Here is a 17,863-nt window from a genome sequence, read left to right as displayed (position 1 = left end):
GTATGGAGAACTTTAATGACTTCTGAAATCGCTTTACAAAAACGAGGGCAAATGATTCGCGATGGTTTCTGTGTCATCGACAATATTCTCACAGACGAATTTTTGCAGGAACTTCGTGACAAATCAGAACAACTTCTCGCTAATTATGTGCCACCAGACCACACCAGATACCATGGGCATCATCTACAAGTTACAAGCAAAGACAATACGCTCGTTCAGAAACTATTACAATGGCAACCCACTCTCAAGGTATTAGAAGAAATGGAGTTTGGCGATTTCACAGCCCCCGTAGGTATTACTATTCTGACGAAAGATCCTGGAGCACCTCCACTCTATTGGCATCAAGATTGGTACTATTGGAACGATCCAATTAGTTGCGCGCCTTGGCCGCAAGATATCTTTATGAAGTATTATCTCACTGATACAACACCAGAAAACGGCTGTTTAAAGGTTATTCCGGGTACACATCGCAAGCGCATTGATTTGCACGACAAACTTCTCCAGGCAAGCAAACTCGGTAATGTCCTAAAACCTGGATCAGAATCTAAGGAAAAGTATTCTGTGATGTTCAGGGACCATCCGGATCAGATGGATGTTTGTGTGAAAGCAGGTTCGTTAGTGATGCGAGACGCACGCCTTTTGCATTCGGCGCGCAAAAACCATACGGACAAAAGACGCACAATGCTTCTCGTATGGATTCGCCGTCCAAACACTATTCCAGACTATTGGAATGACGACATCCCTGAACCCATTTTGAATCGAGATGAAAACAAGGACTACCCCAGTACAACGATTCCTAATGAATTTTTAACTTAGATGATGTTCCTAACCCTGATACGTCAAGAACTTTTGACCCATCTGATGAGCGCGCGTTTTTTTGCTGCGGTTATCATTACACTCTTATTGGTTGTTGCCAATACGTTTGTCTTGATTGGTGCACACGAAGAACGTCTCGCCGACTATAGTCAGAGAGAAGCGGTGAATCAAGAAGGCGTCGCCACGACACCTACTTATTCGGTCTTAAAGTTGAAGGTTCAGCGTCCTCCCAATCCCCTGAGTCTTTTTAGTGCCGGCTTAGAAGCGCGTTTTGGCAATGATATCAACATAGCGTTTGACAGTGTACCAGCCCTCTCAAATCCCATAGTTGATGTTAGGCCAGCGGAAGAACAGTGGGTGTTTGGCAGCGTCCCATCCGTCTCAAGTCCCGGGGCACCGCTCGGTTTAAATAACCCATATCTGCATCTCTTTTCACGGATAGATCTTGTCTTTATCTTCCAGGTTGTGTTGAGTCTACTGTCCCTGCTTTTTGCTTATGATGCCGTTGCGGGAGATTGGGAAACCGGCACTTTGCGTTTGGTGCTCTCACACCCTGTCGGGCGAGGGAAGGTCTTGCTTGCCAAATATCTCGCGGCGATGGTTTGCCTGCTGCTTCCAGTGTTGATGAGCCTACTGCTTGCATTGATTCAGTGTTCCTTCGCGCGTTCTGTGCAATTCAGTACGGATGATTTTCTGCGAATTGGCGGCATTGTTTTGACAACAATCGTCTACCTGTCGGTTTTCTACCTGATCGGTTTACTCATTTCCACAACAACCCGCCGTGCTGCCACGTCTCTGATGCTCTGCATGTTCATATACGTAGTTTTGGTACTCGTCTATCCAAACTGGAGCCGCTTTGCCCTGAATCCAGTGGGCGACATGCGTGGAGAAAAAAGATCCGCCGATCAGCAGATAGCACAAATTCGGGGAGAGGCAGATAGAGAACGAGATCGATTCTTGGTGAGCAGTCCTCTTAAGGGAGAGCCGCCGGTTTTTGGAAGAACCGAAGGGATTTCAGATCTCTTTAGTGGAGCCGGATATTTCCTCCTCGGGGACTTCCCACGAGTTAATCTTGAATTGAAAAATACAGCACACCCTTTAGTGCCACACTTCCGCCGTTATTATGCATTCGCCGCGCCACTGCAAATCCGGAATGCCGAAAAGGTCGGTTTCGTCGGTCAGCAGCTGGTGACGCAGACATCTGTCCGGCAAGCACAGTGGGATGAACGTCTCATGAAACTCAGTCCAGCGAGTCTCTACACGTTTGCTACTGCCGCGTGGTCAGGCACCGATTTAGACGGCATGACGGATTATATCCAAACCGCGCAGGCATACCGACGTACCCTCATTGACACCTTTCATGACAGAGATGTCTTCGCGAGTCTACAGTGGTTTTCAACAAATCAACAAAGGACCATAGACTGGTCGATTTTGCCCGGCTTTCGCTTTGAGCGTGCAGATGTCGGCATTAACGCACAACGTGCCTTGCCTGCATTGCTGCTATTGTTATGCACCAATCTCGTTCTATTCATGGTAACATTTTTGATTTTTATGAAAATCGAAGTGTAGAATAGTTATCAATTATCGGTTTGCCTTGCAGTGAGAGTCGTCAGTTAAGAGGTTATCGCTTAACGGCATCCTCTTTTAACCGACAATTGGCAACTGAAGACCGAAAACTATTTCTCTGTGATGTCCAAGTAATTATAGACTTTACTACAGTTATCAGGTTTCAGTTAGGTACGGATAGGACCAAGGCATGTAAGCCCAACCAACGGGCCGGGCTGGATATACGGAGAAAATCGTCCTTTCCACAGCCGCTCTAATCGAACCGCAAGGAACAGTAAAAGAATGATTTGGCATATTGTTACACGCGAACTTTTAGACCATCTCACGAGTCTCCGCTTTGCCTTAACCACGCTCATTCTTGTGGCATTGATGGGCACCAACGCAATTGTACATCTTCAGACACATCCGGAGCGAGTTCGGAAGTATTCCGAGAAGGTTAACGCGTCTCAGACCGAATTGAAATCCCGAACGCAGTTGTATGCGCTGCTGCAAAAGGGGCCCGGTAAACTTTACAAACGTCCCTCATCTCTCGCCTTCATTGCTGATGGAGGGGACGCACTTCTACCAGACGAAAGCGTGGATGGTGGTTTCTGGAGACTCTACGGACTTACCTATATTTGGTCGATGGGCGTTCCGCGTCTGAATATGGAGGCACTCAGTAATCTGCGTCCCACGGCTACAGCGATTGATTGGGTCTTTATCATCACCTATCTGCTCTCCTTCATTCCGCTCCTGTTTACCTTTGATGCACTCTCTGGGGAACGAGAACGCGGGACGCTGCGGTTGTGTCTTGCCAATTCAATTTCGCGTCCTGCCCTGTTAGTCGGTAAATTCCTTGGTACCTTCATCACAGTTCTTATCGCCTTCTATTTCGCCGTGTTGTTCAATCTCGCCATTATTTCTACTGAGAGTTGGACGCAGCTCGGCGGAGCAGACTGGGGACGTGTAGGGCTCATCGTCCTCATCGCTTCTTGCTATGCTGGCATCTTCATCGCTGTTGGGCTTATCGTCTCCGCGATGACCCGAGAAAGCCGATTAAGTCTCGTTGTCCTATTGCTAATCTGGGTGACCGTTGTGGTGTTTATGCCGTCAACCCTCGGTACGCTCTCAACAAAATGGATGCCCCCGGTTCAAACACACCATCAATTTCGGATGGCAAAAGGGACCGCCTTCGACGAAATTAAAAACGATTTCCTAAATAAAAGGGAAACTTTAAGAGAACGCCGTCAATCAGTAGAAACCTCTCAGGAAGAAGTGGCAGAGGTAGACACCTCAGAATTAGAGATCCAGCGCGAGTTCGTTAGCAAAGACATGGAGACGCGCGAACGGTTGAGCCGTCAGCACCTTGCCGCACAAAGTGCCCAAGTGCTGCGCGCAAGACAGATAACCCGGTGTTCCCCAGCGGCGATGGTCCAATACGCACTTGAATCTATGGCAGGTACTGGGTTTAATCGCCACTTGCAATTCTTAGAATACGTCAATCTTCATATCCGACAGTTCCGAAACTTTATCGTTGAAATGGATAGTGCGGATGCAGAAAGCCTTCACTTCATCGGTATCTCAAAAGGTATGTCGAAAAAACCTGTCTCACCCGAGGCTATCCCGATATTTGAGGATCAATTGACTTTTCAGGATACGCTCAACCCCGCCTTGGTGGATATGCTGTTGCTTATTTTACTGCTCAGTGTGTCTCTTTCAGGGGCATTTCTCGTCTTCCTGCGTTCGGAGGTATAAATTACAAGACTCACGCAAACATTTTGCTGGCGAGTTTCCTAACTTCGCGACTCCGAACGATAACATCACTATTCTACAAAACGCTTCGACATGTGTTATTAATGCCAATTGACCACCTTCCGAAATTATGCCCCTCTTTTCCCATAACTCGCGTCTTTATATACAAGTGAACAAAAATACGCTTTCTGGAGTTTGTGGTGAAAAACGAAGACGTTGTATTAATCAAACGTATCCTTGCGGGTGATGAGAACGCTTTTGCGAGTTTGATCAGAAAGGACCGGAAGCAGGTTCACGCGCAGGCGTTGAGACAAATCAATGACTTCCAGATCGCTGAAGATATTGTACAAGAGATCTTCCTGCAAATCTATCAGCGGTTGGAAACCTTGGAAGACCCAACGCTGTTTCCGAAATGGCTTATACGATTGTGAATTGACGCTGTATCGCATTGCTCCGCAAAAACGGGCTACAAACCGAGCCACTGGAAGAAACAGACATCTCAGAGATGATTTACAAGAAAGTGAGATAGAGAAAGTCGTGGAGACGTTAATGGACGCTACATTAGTGGCGCGCACGGAAGACGATCTCATTGAACCGAAAAACGACGCTGTCTCCTTTTTCCTGAATTTTGTGAGTATGACGATTGTCCATCTTGGGCATATCAAGCCTGAGAATTAATCTCGGTTTTCATTGGCGAGGGTTTTAGAAGAACCGGAACGCGGTTTTTTCTGACCTTCGCCACTGCAACGCCATCTTTTAGGCAAACCCTCCGACAAGTATTTTCCTTTCAAACCCATTTTTCAAAATTATGCACCTATTTCGCGCTAATTCGCGACATATTATATACTGAAGTGAATTGATCGCTTGTTTTTCTCGTTTTGTAAGCGACTTACCGGAGAAATGCGGAAGTATAGTTCGTCCTTTTGCTGAAAATAGTCTTTGTGGAGACACAGATGAAAAGCGATGATGTTGAGTTGATCCAGCGTATCCTTGTCGGTGATGAGGCTGCCTTTGCGAGTTTGATTAGAAAATACCAGAAGCAGGTGCACGCGCATGTCCTGCGGAAAATAGGAGATTTCCACGTTGCCGAGGATATCACACAGGAAATTTTCTTGGAAGTCTATCAGAGACTGGAGACCTTGGAAGAACCGGTACTGTTTCCAAAGTGGCTCTATACGATTGTGGATCGTCTCTGCATCGCATGGTTCCGAAAAAACCGAATACGGACTGAGTCCTTGGAGGAAACCCACATCTCAGAAATTGAGATGGAGGCGTATTCCCGATACGTTGCTACAGAACACGCGAAAATTGCGACTGAGACACAACGCGACTTGGTTAAAACGCTCCTTACCAAGTTAAAAGAGAGCGATCAAGAGGTTATCACACTCCACTATTTTGAAGAGATGACCTCTTCAGAAATAGGGGCGCATTTAGGTGTGTCCGAGAATACCGTTAAGAGTCGGCTCCACCGGGCGCGACAGCAGTTAAAGAGATATCAATTCATGATTCAAGAGGAGTTAGGCATTACAGGTGAAGGAGACCGTCGCTCCCAAAAACAGTTGAAAAGGGGAACTATCATGACAGATGAAACGAAAACAGACTTAACGAATTATACACCTGCGCACCGTGGAAAAGTCCGAGATCTATATGACCTCGGAGACGAACTTCTGATTATTTCCACAGATCGGATTTCCGCCTTTGATGTTGTTCTACCAAACGGCATTCCAGATAAAGGGAAAGTCTTGACCGGTTTATCCAAATTCTGGTTCAAGTACACCGAATCCATCGCCGACAATCATCTCATTTCAACGGAGGTCGAAGAATATCCTGAATCTTTGCAAACTGACGCAGACCTTCTTGAAGGACGCTCTATGCTTGTTCACAAAGCCGATCGGGTTGATGTTGAGTGTGTCGTGCGTGGATACCTGGCGGGTTCCGGTTGGTCCTCCTATCAGAAGACCGGGGAAATCTGTGGTCAGAAACTTCCAGACGGACTGCGGGAATTTGATCGGCTTCCAGAACTTCTGTTCACGCCAACAACCAAAGCCGAACAAGGCGAGCATGACGAACCGATCTCCATTGAGGAGATGCGTAACGAGGTCGGCAGCGAGCTTACAGATCAGTTAATTGATATCAGTTTCGCACTTTTCAGAGCCGCCAGCGAGCACGCCGAAAGCACTGGGATTATCCTCTGCGATACGAAGTTTGAATTCGGGCAACGCGACGGAAAACTCATCGTCATTGATGAGGTCTTCACGCCGGACTCCTCTCGGTTCTGGCCCGCAGATCTCTATGAACCTGGTAAACCGCAGCAGAGTTTTGACAAGCAGTTCGTGAGAGATTACCTTTCCGACATCGGTTGGAGTAAACAACCTCCTGCCCCTGAATTGCCAGAAGATGTTATTTCTAAAACAAGTGAAAAATATCGCGAGGCATATCGCCTCATCGTCGGTGAAGCACTGTAGCACACGGGAGAGAATGATGCCGTCCCTTTTTCCTGCACTTTGTGAGTATGACAATCGTCCATCTCGGACATATCGAACCTGAGAATTAAACTCAGTTTTCGCTGGCGGGGGTTTGGAAGAACTGGAACCCGGTTTTTTCTAACCTTCGCCACTGCAACGCCATGTTTCAGGCAAACCTTCCGACAAATATTCCCTTTCAAACCTACTTTTTTTCAAAATTATGCACCCTTTTTTCTCAGATCGCGTCATTATATACTGAAGTGAGCGGATAGCATGTTGTACATCTATTCGAGAAGCGTGTAATATGCTTGGTGAAAAGAGTCTTTCTGGAGATGTTCGATGAGAAGTGACGATGTTGGGTTGATCCATCGCATCCTTGCGGGTGATGAAAATGCCTTCGCGACCTTGATTGAAAAGTATCAACGGCAGGTTCACGCGCTTGCGTTTCGGAAAGTAGGGGATTTTCAGACTGCTGAGGATATTACACAAGAGACTTTCCTGCAAGTCCATCAGAAACTCGCAACGCTAAATGATCCAACAAAGTTTTCAGGGTGGATCTATGCGATTGCGAATCATCTGTGTATCGCATGGTACCGAAAAAATCGGTTACAGACTGAGGCATTGCAAGAGATCTACATCTCAGAAATAGAGACAGAGGCATATTCTCGGTATATTGCGAGGGAACATGCGAAAACAACTGCCGAAGTGCAACACGATTTGGTCAAAAGCCTCCTTACCAAGTTGAAAGAGAGGGACCGGGAGGTTATCACACTTCACTATTTTGAAGAGATGACCTCTTCAGAAATAGGCGAACTCTTAGGCGTATCTGAAAATACGATCAAGAGCCGCCTCCATCGCGCGCGGCAGCAGCTAAAGAAGTACGAACCCATGATTCAAGAAGTATTAAACATCACAACCACAAGCGAAGGCGAACATCGTTCCCAACCGCTGTCGGAAGGAGAAACCATTATGACAAATGAAGTGAGAAACGGATCCAAGGTTGAAGCAAAGTTGGAAGAAATGCAGCGTCAGATCACCGATTTACAAGCGCAAATTAAGGACATTGCGGCTAACTCGGATGCTTCTACTAACTCAGATAAAAAACAAGCACTTAATGCATTACTCCGACTCCCTGATCATGCGAAAGACCCAATCACGTGGTGCTACGCAGGTGCCTATCATGCCGCCTCTGGCCAGAGATCAAGCCGCGGCTCAGTCTGGACGACCAGCACCGATAAATTTCTATCCAACGCACCCGATGCTGAAATCGTGAATCTTGCGAAATACTTTACGAATCCTACCGTAGTCGCTGTTTTAAGACATTTAGTGGAGGGCAAAAAATCGGTTGCGGATTTAGCAAACGGCTGTGGTATTTCCGAAAGTGAGATGGAGGAAACCGTGGAAATGTTAGCAGATGGAGCGTTAGTGAAGCGTACGGAAGACGATCTCATCGAACCTAAAAACGATGCGGTTTTCTATTTCTTGAACTTCGTCGGTATGGTAACCGTCTATCTGAACCCTGAAGACTATCATTCTCAGGATTAATTGAGGAGAAGCTATAATGACAGAAGAAGCAAAAGATCACGTTGAACTCGAAGCAAGGCAGTCTTTGCTGAAAGACAAGCATCATGCTCTCAAAGCAAAACTGGAGAGGCTACAGGATTTTCGCAAAGAAGTTGTCGAAACAAAAGACCGTACGCTTGCTGAGGTAGACGAGAAAATTCAGTTCATCAATGAGGAGATACACGTTTGCGAGAACGAACTTTCAAAAATTGCTGATCTGTAAGCGGAACTTCAGCATCTGTTTTCGTAGGTTGGGTTGAGCGGTAAAGGCCCAAACAGTTCTGTTTATAGGGTAAATTCCGCCCTGCCATGAATCTTTGAGGTAAAGAGATATAGCGAAACCCAACAAACAAATCACGTTGGAAATAGAAAAACGTTGGGTTTCACGAAGCCTCTGGTATTTTCAGGGTCCCTCCTGGAAGTAATCTTCGCTATACACTTTTTAGTAGATTCCCATTCAACCCAACCTACAACATTCAAGATGTTTTGTCAAACTCACGTTAATACCAAAGTATGACACAGTTTTAAAGTCTTGCGTAAGTCCTATATTAGCAAATTCCAGATATTTATCTCCGCACAAAATGCACAATTTTCGTCTTGTACTATCAAAACATATTAGATCGTAGGAATAGGGCAATGTTTTGGGTACTATTGAGGCGTGAGATTCTCGCGCATCTAATCACATTTCGTTTTGCTATTACGGTGATTACCTGTCTGCTGCTGGTTGCCACAACCATGTTCATCAGAATTAACGATTATGAACAACGGTTAGCAAGTTACAATGCCGCCAGAGATGCGCACCGTGATGAACTTTTGGCCACCCGAACCTATTCCTTTTTAATGCCAAAGGTTGATCGACCGCCGAATCCGATGAGTATTTTTAACGCCGGTATGGACAGTCGGCTCGGCAATACGCTGCGAATCTATTACACACATGTCCCTGTCTTGTGGGATGCGCATTCCCACAGTTCTGGCAATTTTTTCATCGATCATTTCTACCGAATCGACCTCGTTTTTGTTTTTCAGTTTGTGCTTTCATTACTGGCACTGCTGTTTGCTTACGATGCGATTGCAGGCGAACGTGAAAGCGGGACAATGCGCCTGACAATGAGCCATCCGGTGAGACGTGGAAGCATTTTGGGCGCGAAGTACGTTGGTGCAATGACATGTCTAATCCTACCGCTCATCATCAGTTTTATCATCGCCTTGATTTGGATCGTATCAACGGGTTCAATCGTCTTTAGTGAAGCGGATTTTCTACGAATTGCTGGCATCCTACTAACTTCGATTATCTATCTTTCTGCTATCTATTTGATAGGATTTTTTATTTCTGCATCAGTGCACCGCACCGCAACAGCACTCATGATCTCTCTATTTGTCTGGGTGGTATTGGTATTGGTTTATCCTTCTGTTAGTGTGTCGGTGGTTGATCAACTGATAAAGCCGCAAAGGAGTCTGATAGATTCGAGTTACGATGCGATGTGGCAAATACGAGAGACAGCCAATGAAGAGGCTATGGAATATCTTCGGAACGATGGGATTGCAGGCGAAAGCGACCACTTTAACGTAGAAGGCTCTCGCGGTGGATTAAATGTAGGTCTCAATAACCAAAGAACGCTGATGCGTATAAACTTTAGAGCTTATGATTGGCAATCCATCAGCCCGGAATCTGAAAAACGCGTTCCACATGTTATCCGCTACCATCAATTCTTAGCACCCTTACACATTGACGCAGCAGAGAGAATGGGATTGATACGCCTGCCTGCCTTAGATCAAATCCGGTTTCGGAGAGCCAGAATCGCGCAGAATCTACTTCGACTTTCCCCGGCAGCGATGTATAATCTCGCAACACAGGCGTGGTTGGGAACAGACCTTGATGGCGTTGTGGACTTCTTTGAGACGGCGCGCCACTACCGACGCACGCTGATTAATTACTTTTATGATGAAGATGCCTTTTCAAGTCGACAGTGGTTTGCGAGCGATAAAGGTGCCATCAACTTAGACGATCTGCCGAGATTTGTCTATCAACGCGCCAATCTCTGGATAAACGCTACACGGGCACTCCCCGACCTGCAGTTATTGATACTACTCAATGTTGCGTTGTTCTTGGCGACCTTTGCCATTTTCGTCAGGCAGGAGATTTAGGTTTTAAAAAATGATTTTTCACATCGTCATACGGGAACTGTACGATCACTTAAGCAGTCTCCGCTTTGCACTGACAACACTATTAATTTTAATACTGATGATTGTCAATGCCGTTGTGTATCTTGGAGAATACAAGCAGCGAATTGATATCTATCGAGGACGGACTATTGCCTCACAAAACCGATTGCAATCTCGGTGTGAGACACTGTATGATCTGGCTCTAAGGGGCCCTGGGCACCTCTACAAAAAACCGAGTCCTCTATCTTTTTCTGCAGATGGCGGCGAAAAACTCCTGCTTGACGAAGTCCGCGGTAACACTGACGGTCGGACACGCCGCTGGTGGAACGGAGATACTTCCTACGAATTCACAGAAATATGGGGGTTAACCTATCCCCCCAATGTTGATATACTGTTCATTGCAGAGCAGGTTCCAAGCGAGAGAAGTATTATGCCGAGCTATATCAAAATCGATTGGGGATTCGTGACGGCTGTTCTACTAAGTTTCATGGGTATTCTGTTCACGTTTGATTCCATTTCCGGTGAACAAGAACGTGGCACACTGCGGTTGATGCTATCAAATAGTATTTCACGGAGTGCCGTGATTTGTGGTAAATTTCTCGGTGCTTTCTTTACGATTGCAATCCCTTTTTTATTTGCAGCGATTGTCAGTATCTTCATCATATACCTTTCAGAGACCGTTCCATTCAGCAGCAGCCATTGGGTACGGTTGGGTTTGATCATCTGTGTCGCCTTGATTTATACCTCAATTTTTATTTTTTTGGGAATCCTTGTTTCCAGTCGTATTAGAGAGTCCTCGACGAGCTTGGCGGTTCTATTGTTGATTTGGACGGTTTGGGTGGTGCTACTGCCAAATGCTCTCGGTTCCGTCGGTAACCGTTTGCATGCCCGTCCCCCCGCCAGAGAATTTATGGCGCAGGCTCGGGATTCACGCGAAGATTTACAAAGACGCTACTTTGCTCGTATCAAAGAACCGCCCAAACGAGAAACTCCGGCGACAATCGCAACAGCGTTAGGTGCGGAATATGTTAATAAAGATGCAGAATTACGGGATCGCTTGCATACAGGCTACCTTTCAGCGGAACTCCGTCAGATTCAAACGGCTCGTTCACTTACCCGTATTTCGCCAGCAGCTATTGTGCAGTATGCTTTTGAAGGGCTGGCGGGTACCGGTTTGCCTCGCCATTTAGACTTCATCACTCAAACACGCCAATACGCCAAACAGTTTCGACAATTCCTCATTGATACGGATCGCGCAGACCCTGAAAGTCCACATGCGGTCGGTATTCCAGAAGGGACATCGCAAAAACCTGTGAACTTCGATGCCGTCCCGAAATTTGAGGATCAACACCGTTTTCGTGCGGATTTTAATGCCGCAATCATCGACCTCCTACTGTTGATTCTGTTCCTGCTGGTGCTGTTCGTTGGCACGTTTCTCTCTTTTCTGCGTATGGAGATTGGATGATTTTCAAGTGCCATCATACCACTGAAAATTGATAGATTTGCCTACCACAAACAGTCATTCCCTGATTTGACTTTCTTTGCTAAATGTGCTATTATCATTTATTAGCGCGTATCTGATAAATAAATTTTAGCGTCCTTTGCACTCTAAAAATATGCACCCTTTTCACTGACAAGTCGTGTCATTAAATAATAATTGAAGGCTTTGTTACTCGGCAAATATGCTGGAATGAATAGTTTTATCCGGAGAACAGATGCATAACCTCTTTTCTGCACGGTGTTGGATTCTTGTTTTCTTCAGTCTCTACGTTACCGTTGCACACGCTCAAGATAATGTCCCAACGCACCCCGTTGATGGCACGTTCATCAAAGAATGGCTGGTGTTAGGTCCCTTTTTCCCAGAGGATTTGGAGACCGATTTCCTCGCGTCTGCTAACGGCGAGGCTTCTGCTAATCCCAAACCCGGCGATACAGTGACCACTTCTGAAGGAGAAACCTTGACGTGGACGGTATATCGCTCCGAAGGAAGCATCGTCAATTTGCTTGATGCCGTTGGAAATCATCGAGAAGCGGTTTGCTATGTGTTCTGCCTGCTGGAAAGCAATATGGATGGCGACGGAGAAATCCTTGTTGGCAGTGATGATGGCGTCGCGGTTTTTCTGAACGATCAAAGGGTACACACGCAAATAGTTAGAAGGCCGCTCGTTGCGGATGAAGATAGGGTTCCTGTTTCATTGCGTCAGGGTAAAAACCGCTGCCTGATAAAGGTCTCAAACGGGTTGGGGAATTGGGCATTAACAACGCGTGTGCTTCCACCGACACGTGCGGTGATAACCGGGATCATTACCGATGCGTCGGGAAAGACCTTAGCCAATGTCCCCCTGCACCTATGGCAGGGCAGCACTATGATCGCCAAAACAGAAACTGATGCCGAAGGCTTTTACCAGTTTTCAGTCTATCCAGCAAGTGGACACTATGATATTCAAGCCACCCATGGAGATAAAGGTAATTGGGAAATAGGAGTCCAACTTTCTGCAGGTGATCGTGCGAAAATGAACATGACTTTAGGGAAGGCTATTAGTATCTCAGGGAACGTATTGGCACTTGACAATAATACCCCAAATGCTGGTGTTCTTGTGGAGGCAATTTTGATCGGAGGGGATGGTGTCAGTCAAAGGAGAGCAACGACTTTCTCAGACAGCAGAGGTAGGTATCAATTCACCAACCTGATTGCTGGGTCGTATCAAATACGTTGCCACACCTGGGACACGCCTAACGATAAGTCAAGTATAATCGTCCCTGTTGACCTACAAAATACGGTTAATATAGATTTTCGTTTTCCACCTTTCAAACATGGGACATGGAAGCACTATACTTACCTTGATGGATTGGGACATAACCATGTCCGGAGGATTTATCAGGACCGGGAGGGTTTCCTTTGGTTCGGAACTGACACAGGGGGGGTCTCTCGATATGATGGTGAAAAGTTCGTCAACTTCACCACCGACGATGGACTTGCAGGTGACTCTGTCTGGACAATCCACCAAGACCGAGACGGATTTTTATGGTTCGGTACCTTGGAGTATGGGGTCTCTCGATATGATGGTGAAAAGTTCGTCAACTTCACTACCGACGATGGACTTGTAGCTAACGTTGTTTTGACGATCCACCAAGACCGAGACGGACACTTATGGTTTGGAACAAGCGATGGCATCTCTCAATACGATGGCGAAAAGTTTGTTAACTTCACTATTGACGATGGACTTATATCTAACTACACCTTGGCGATCCACCAAGACCGAGACGGACACTTATGGTTTGGAACAAACGGTGGCATCTCTCAATACGATGGCGAAAAGTTTGTTAACTTCACTACCACTGATGGCCTCGCTAACAATACTGTCCCGGCGATCCATGAAGACCAAGGAGGATTCCTCTGGTTCGGAACAAACGACGGAATTTCTCGATACGATAATGATCAGTTTGTTAATTTTACAACCACTGATGGACTCCTTCACAATTCTATCTGGGCGATCCATGAGGACCGAAATGAATTCCTCTGGTTTGGAACAAACGGTGGTGGTGTTTCTCGATATGATGGTGAAAAGTTCGTCAACTTCACTACCACTGATGGCCTCGCATCTAACCATATATGGGATATTTTTCAAGACAGAGAAGGGGGCTTCTGGTTTTTAACCTCGGGTGACGGAATCAGCCAATACGATAGCAGCGGATTTATTAACTTCACTACTGCTGATGGTCTTGTGAGCAACACTATTTACACAATTTACCGAGACTGGGAGGGATCCATCTGGTTCGGAACAGACAGCGGAATTAGTCAATATGATGGCAATGAGTTTATCAACTTTACAACCGATGATGGACTCGCACAAAATGACATCATCTCAATTTATCAGGATCAAAAGGGAGCCTTCTGGTTTGGAACAAACAGCGGTGGTGTTTCCCAATACGATGGTGAAAAGTTCGTCAACTTTACTACCGATGACGGACTCGCCTCTAACTCCGTATGGGCGATCCATCAAGACCGAGAGGGATTCCTCTGGTTTGGAACAACCGGTGGTGGGATCTCTCGATACGATGGTGAAAAGTTCGTCAACTTCACTATTGATGACGGACTCACACACAATGATGTCATCTCAATTTATCAGGATCGAGAAGAATTCCTCTGGTTTGGAATCCGGGGTGGCGGTGTCTCCCGATATGATGGTGAAAAGTTCGTCAACTTTACGACTAATGCCAGACTTGCATCCGACTCTGTATGGGCGATCCATCAAGACCGAGAAGGATTCCTCTGGTTTGGAACCCGAGGCAGCGGTGTCTTTCGATATGATGGCGATCAACTTGTTAATTTCACGACCCATGATGGACTCGTACAAAACGATGTGTCCTCAATTTACGAGGCCGAAGAGGGATCTCTCTGGATTGGAACGTTCAGCGGTGGTGTCTCTCAATATGATGGCACCTCATGGGTATCTTTAGATACACGAGATGGACTCATAGGTAATCGGGTTTTGGGAATTTGCCAAGATTCGGAGGGGAGGTTCTGGTTTGCAACGTTTGATGGGGTGACCCAATACAATCCGAATCGGGTTCCACCGCGTGTGCGTATCGTTTCAGTTCAAACCCACAAAACATCTGCACAAACTGGTTCTCTTGAGACAATCGAAGACATTACCACCAATACGCGTGTAACTATCCAGTACAGCAGTATTGACTTCAAAACCGTGAAAGAAAAACGACAGTATCGGGTTCGCATCAAAGAGATTGACTCCGATTGGCACAAACCGACACTATCGGATACGTTCAACATCAGTTTTGACAAACCGGGAACTTATACTTTTGAGGTCGTTGCGATTGACCGAGACCTAAACTACTCTGCTCCTGCAAACCTGACGTTGACAGTTGTATTGCCGTGGCACCAAAATGGATGGATTCTCTATCCTTTAGGTGGCGCGATTGTGGTTTTACTGTTGTTTTGTGGTATTCTTGTCTACCGCTATTACCACCAGCGTCAACAGGTTTTAGCCTATCAACGGGAAGCAGTTTCCGAACTCGCTGATGCACAAGAGATGCAGATGGGGTTGATACCGCAAACCGCACCTGAAGTTCCAGGACTTGAGGTTGCAGGCGTTTGCATCTCCGCCCGCACCGTCAGTGGGGATTTTTTTGACTATATCCATCTCAGCGACGGCACGCTCGCCATTGTGTTGGCAGATGTTACCGGCAAAGGTATGAAAGGCGCAATGAATGCCGTTCTATCTTCTGGGGTGCTCCATTCAGAAGCGAAGTCGGGGGTATCTCCATCTCAAATGTTGCAGGCACTGAACCAAAATCTTTATCCTCGATTTCAAAGATACACCAATTGTGCGATGGCGATATTGACCATTGACCCAACGGATAAGACGTTTAGATATGCCAACGCCGGAATCCCTTATCCTATTATCAAACATCGTGAAAACGATGTTGAAGAACTTCCGATAGATGGAACACCATTGGGTGCTTTTCGATTTTCTGAATATCAAGAAACACCCCCTATTGACCTAAAACCTGGGAATGCGATTATCCTTTTCAGCGATGGCATTGCTGAAGCACCTCAAAGGCATAACCCTGACCGATTCTATATGGAGGCTGACCGTTTAGTTGATCTTATCAAAGGAATGGACGAAACAGTGAGCGCAGAAGCGGTGATAGATGCGATTATTAGCGATGTCCGTGATTTTTCTGGTGACGCTCAGCAGAACGACGATATGACGATTGTGGTTATCAAAGCAGTGTGAAAATCGTTAGAATAGTAGGCACGCGCTGTCGTGCCACCACTCTATTGTAGCTATCAGATTAAAGGAAACCAAATGCCCATATTAACACAAGCACATCGCGACTATTTTGATGAGTACGGATATATGGTGATTGAAAATGCCGTTCCTACTGAACTGTGTGAACCAGTCGTTGACGCAATTTTTGCATTTTTAGAGATGGACCCTTCAGATCCAGACGGCTGGTATCAAGCACCTCACAAACCCGGCGCAGGTATGGTGGAGATGTATTTTCACCAAGCGATGTGGAACGTATATCAACACCCACCCATCCACCAGATTTATAGTGAGGTTTATGGCACAGAGCGGATTTGGGTTCACATTGATAGAGTCAACATGAAACCGCCTAAACATCCCGACTACCCTGAGTGGGACCATAAGGGCATGTATCATTGGGATGCGGACACCTCAAAGTTACCCGTTGGGTTTAGTACACAAGGCGTTTTGTTTCTCAGAGACACAGCCGACAATCAGGGGTCTTTCGTCTGTTGGCCCGGTGCGCATAAGTCGCTGATTGATGAAGAAAACCCATGGGTGCCAGAACTTACGCCGGAAATATATAGGGAAAAATTCATACAGGTGCCAGCGAAGGCGGGTTCATTGCTTATATGGCATGTCGCGCTTCCGCACGGTAATGGTCGCAATACTTCCGACAAACCACGGTTGGCACAATACATGAACTATTATCGCGCGCCTAATCCTATGAATGAAGAACGGCAGCAAGAACGCATTACATTATGGCAGGAGCGCAGAGCATTAGGACGTGGACCCTATCCCGGTGATCCGAGGGGATGGGAAGCCAAGAACTATGGGGCACCAGAACTGACACCGTTGGGACGGAAATTATTAGGGCTTGATTTGTGGGATTAATACGTCTTAATCATCGCCCAACTTGTGGCTAATTTCCCTTGTGGGTCCACACCGAGTGCTGCTTGCAATCCGTTGTCCATGATTGCCTCAATTTGGTCTTTAGTCAAATCTACGCTGAAGATAGCAACTTCATCGAACAGACCGAACATAAATTGGTGGTGCGCCAGAAAGTCCCCCATATTAACCTCTTGTGCCTCATCATTCGTATCCATCGCTTGATCGTTGCCTTCCTTGGACTGAAGTTTACCATCAACATAAAGATCGTGGTCTTTCACGGCATCCGAGCCTTTCGGAAAGACGACCGCCATGTGATGCCACTCTTTATCACAAACGTTGTCTGCGCCGAAATTTTGTCCGCCAGCGACTTCAATCCTCAAATTGCATTCGGCACCTCTCAGATGCGCTCGGACGTAATATTTTTCTCCAGTAAGATTTGGGCCCCATTTCACCCATGAATGCTCTCTTGTATCCCCGGCTTTAAACCAGAAGACCACCGTTCTGGGATCTGTGCCGCCGACTCCAGCGTATCCGGGAACAACCAGATTGTCGTCCTTGCCATCGTAATCCAGACACGTCCCAAACACACCTTTGACGTATCCTGCCCCAGATATATCGCCATCTCTACCATTCTCAGAAATATCTTTGGCAACGTTGCCTTTGCCTTCGTCGAAGAGATAGGCGACCTCAACAGTTTTCAAATCAATCGGCGCAGAACGGCTGATATTTGTCCATAACAACCCAAAAACGATAAAAATCAACCAAACGAACAAAAATCTACTTTGATTTTCAACTCTCATCTCTATTTTTCTCCTTGGTCGAAAACACTGCAAGATATCCAGTCCAAGATCCTATATTTCCAATGGGAGGACTCGGGCCTAAGGATGTGGGTCTAAG

General features: G+C 46.3%; 13 protein-coding genes and 1 pseudogene. 13 read left to right on the top strand and 1 reads right to left on the bottom strand.

Annotated features, from left to right (window positions below; genetic code table 11):
• The first annotated feature begins 15 nt into the window (after positions 1 to 15).
• From OXH00_14785 to OXH00_14725, 13 genes and pseudogenes are all read left to right on the top strand, one after another.
• Positions 16 to 816, top strand: a complete 801-nt coding sequence (locus OXH00_14785; GenBank protein MCY3742278.1) for a phytanoyl-CoA dioxygenase family protein — start codon at positions 16 to 18, stop codon at positions 814 to 816.
• A complete protein-coding gene (locus tag OXH00_14780) occupies positions 817 to 2,385 on the top strand; it encodes an ABC transporter permease subunit (protein ID MCY3742277.1) in 1,569 nt (522 codons plus the stop codon).
• Positions 2,386 to 2,664: 279 nt separating this feature from the next.
• The gene (locus tag OXH00_14775; protein MCY3742276.1) at positions 2,665 to 4,116 is read left to right on the top strand and encodes an ABC transporter permease subunit; all 1,452 of its coding nucleotides are present in this window, start codon (positions 2,665 to 2,667) and stop codon (positions 4,114 to 4,116) included.
• 197 nt (positions 4,117 to 4,313) lie between these two features.
• The gene (locus OXH00_14770; GenBank protein ID MCY3742275.1) at positions 4,314 to 4,544 is read left to right on the top strand and encodes a hypothetical protein; all 231 of its coding nucleotides are present in this window, start codon (positions 4,314 to 4,316) and stop codon (positions 4,542 to 4,544) included.
• Between the two features lie 118 nt (positions 4,545 to 4,662).
• The gene (locus OXH00_14765; GenBank protein ID MCY3742274.1) at positions 4,663 to 4,791 is read left to right on the top strand and encodes a hypothetical protein; all 129 of its coding nucleotides are present in this window, start codon (positions 4,663 to 4,665) and stop codon (positions 4,789 to 4,791) included.
• A 275-nt stretch (positions 4,792 to 5,066) separates the two neighbouring features.
• Positions 5,067 to 5,597 (top strand): annotated as a pseudogene (locus OXH00_14760) (RNA polymerase sigma factor).
• Positions 5,598 to 5,690: 93 nt separating this feature from the next.
• A complete protein-coding gene (locus tag OXH00_14755; protein MCY3742273.1) occupies positions 5,691 to 6,578 on the top strand; it encodes a phosphoribosylaminoimidazolesuccinocarboxamide synthase in 888 nt (295 codons plus the stop codon).
• A 339-nt stretch (positions 6,579 to 6,917) separates the two neighbouring features.
• The gene (locus OXH00_14750) at positions 6,918 to 8,123 is read left to right on the top strand and encodes an RNA polymerase sigma factor (protein MCY3742272.1); all 1,206 of its coding nucleotides are present in this window, start codon (positions 6,918 to 6,920) and stop codon (positions 8,121 to 8,123) included.
• A 16-nt stretch (positions 8,124 to 8,139) separates the two neighbouring features.
• Complete coding sequence (locus OXH00_14745) at positions 8,140 to 8,364, top strand: hypothetical protein (protein ID MCY3742271.1); 225 nt, start codon at positions 8,140 to 8,142, stop codon at positions 8,362 to 8,364.
• Between the two features lie 413 nt (positions 8,365 to 8,777).
• The gene (locus tag OXH00_14740; GenBank protein ID MCY3742270.1) at positions 8,778 to 10,286 is read left to right on the top strand and encodes an ABC transporter permease subunit; all 1,509 of its coding nucleotides are present in this window, start codon (positions 8,778 to 8,780) and stop codon (positions 10,284 to 10,286) included.
• A 10-nt stretch (positions 10,287 to 10,296) separates the two neighbouring features.
• A complete protein-coding gene (locus OXH00_14735; GenBank protein ID MCY3742269.1) occupies positions 10,297 to 11,769 on the top strand; it encodes an ABC transporter permease subunit in 1,473 nt (490 codons plus the stop codon).
• 250 nt (positions 11,770 to 12,019) lie between these two features.
• Entirely contained in the window at positions 12,020 to 16,063 is a 4,044-nt protein-coding gene (locus OXH00_14730; protein ID MCY3742268.1) for a SpoIIE family protein phosphatase, read from the top strand.
• Positions 16,064 to 16,135: 72 nt separating this feature from the next.
• Entirely contained in the window at positions 16,136 to 16,969 is an 834-nt protein-coding gene (locus OXH00_14725) for a phytanoyl-CoA dioxygenase family protein (GenBank protein MCY3742267.1), read from the top strand.
• Here OXH00_14725 and OXH00_14720 read toward each other — a convergent pair.
• Positions 16,966 to 17,766, bottom strand: coding sequence for a hypothetical protein (locus OXH00_14720; GenBank protein ID MCY3742266.1), 801 nt, complete (start codon positions 17,764 to 17,766; stop codon positions 16,966 to 16,968). The genes OXH00_14725 and OXH00_14720 overlap by 4 nt on opposite strands.
• Positions 17,767 to 17,863 lie beyond the last annotated feature (97 nt).

This window comes from Candidatus Poribacteria bacterium, assembly GCA_026706025.1.
Classification (GTDB): Bacteria; Poribacteria; WGA-4E; order WGA-4E; family WGA-3G; genus WGA-3G.
This window is presented reverse-complemented; position numbering and strand designations above follow the sequence as displayed.

Bases quoted from the DNA above. Each gene is read 5' to 3' on its own strand.
- OXH00_14730 (MCY3742268.1), top strand. From the start codon at position 12,020: ATGCATAACCTCTTTTCTGCACGGTGTTGGATTCTTGTTTTCTTCAGT.
- OXH00_14735 (MCY3742269.1), top strand. From the start codon at position 10,297: ATGATTTTTCACATCGTCATACGGGAACTGTACGATCACTTAAGCAGT.
- OXH00_14765 (MCY3742274.1), top strand. From the start codon at position 4,663: ATGGACGCTACATTAGTGGCGCGCACGGAAGACGATCTCATTGAACCG.
- OXH00_14785 (MCY3742278.1), top strand. From the start codon at position 16: ATGACTTCTGAAATCGCTTTACAAAAACGAGGGCAAATGATTCGCGAT.
- OXH00_14780 (MCY3742277.1), top strand. From the start codon at position 817: ATGATGTTCCTAACCCTGATACGTCAAGAACTTTTGACCCATCTGATG.
- OXH00_14775 (MCY3742276.1), top strand. From the start codon at position 2,665: ATGATTTGGCATATTGTTACACGCGAACTTTTAGACCATCTCACGAGT.
- OXH00_14750 (MCY3742272.1), top strand. From the start codon at position 6,918: ATGAGAAGTGACGATGTTGGGTTGATCCATCGCATCCTTGCGGGTGAT.
- OXH00_14755 (MCY3742273.1), top strand. From the start codon at position 5,691: ATGACAGATGAAACGAAAACAGACTTAACGAATTATACACCTGCGCAC.
- OXH00_14740 (MCY3742270.1), top strand. From the start codon at position 8,778: ATGTTTTGGGTACTATTGAGGCGTGAGATTCTCGCGCATCTAATCACA.
- OXH00_14720 (MCY3742266.1), bottom strand. From the start codon at position 17,766: ATGAGAGTTGAAAATCAAAGTAGATTTTTGTTCGTTTGGTTGATTTTT.
- OXH00_14725 (MCY3742267.1), top strand. From the start codon at position 16,136: ATGCCCATATTAACACAAGCACATCGCGACTATTTTGATGAGTACGGA.
- OXH00_14745 (MCY3742271.1), top strand. From the start codon at position 8,140: ATGACAGAAGAAGCAAAAGATCACGTTGAACTCGAAGCAAGGCAGTCT.